Annotated in this window: 1 protein-coding gene; it reads left to right on the forward strand. The window is 40.9% G+C overall.

Going from position 1 to position 1,281, the window contains the following annotated elements:
- A partial coding sequence (locus AC1DRQ_RS31660; protein ID WP_477430141.1) for a hypothetical protein occupies positions 1-1,026 on the forward strand: 1,026 nt, incomplete at its 5' end.
- Between the last annotated feature and the right edge of the window lie 255 nt (positions 1,027-1,281).

Raw genomic sequence — 1,281 nt, forward strand, 5'->3', positions numbered from 1 at the left:
GCTAAAATGTTATCGGCCTACTTTAAGGGAAGTTTTGGACTTGCAAGCTTTAATACTGCATTGGCCGTTRCAAGTGAAAGACGAAAGCATGAGCAATCGTCTTATATAATAATTGAAACAACAGGCAGCGATGATACTTTAATTGTACCATCACTAACTTGGAGTTTGCCGCCAAATAGTGAAGATATACCCTCTATTGAACAAAGGAGAATGCAATTTATTCAGAGTTATGGTTCTCATTATGTTAGCTCCATTAAATACGCGATAAGAATCGCAATTAGAGGAGCCCTTCAATCATTAGATGAAAAGGAACGTATAGATTTTTCAGCTGCTTTTTCAGGGTGGGGTGCAAATGCTGGGGCTGATGGTCATAACGAACAATTACTTCGCACAATGAATGTACAATTTAGGGCTGAGATTTTTGCTGATTCTATTGTTCCCGAAGAATACGCTAATATGTGGATAATGACTTCATTTGATGACATCAATCAATTTCTTGCTTTATTAAGACTTGGAACTATAAAGATTACTCAAGGTCCTATTGAAGCAACCCTTTCTTCCTTCTGGCCTACATTGAAGGCCTATCCCTCGACCCGGGAAACATTAGCAAGAGATATTGGGCAAACTGCATTAGCTCCTTTCGGCGTTCCCAAAGGAACAATCCTATCTTGGTGGCCAAGTGAGGAGCACATTGTTGAAATTCCGGATCCAAAAACAGGACAACCCGTTAGACAAATTACTCCACCGGATGGATGGCAAATATGTAATGGCGATAATGGAACTCCTACATTACTGACTAAGTTTTTGAGAGGTTCAGGGTCACTCGATGAGCTTGGGATAAGTGGAGGAGATGAGTCTCACGTTCATACGGGAACAACGCAATATGCAAAAGGCGAAATCGATTACAGGGAAGGTGACCGTCACCCCCCAGGACTTTGTGGGGGGCATCATATTCATTCATATGTAACGGATGAAAGTTCAAACGTTCCTCCATTCACCAATGTCCTCTTTATAATAAAAGTATAAGCACATTTTCTCAAAAGGTAACAGTGCAGTAAGTTTTAATGTCGAGTGAATTCTCGAACGAACGAACTGCTGAACAGAAGCACTAAGGCAAGGTGGAGAGCTAAGAAAATGCGGAAGGCTTCCATGCCAATGGAATACCCATTTTCGTGATACTACCTTGAAGTGAAACGACTATGTGCTGATGTATCAGCTAACTTTGTGGGGAGAGTGAATGTTGTTTCAGGTTCTTAACTATACTAATTGTAACACAGGATC

This window comes from Mucilaginibacter sp. P4_E8, from assembly GCF_056401495.1.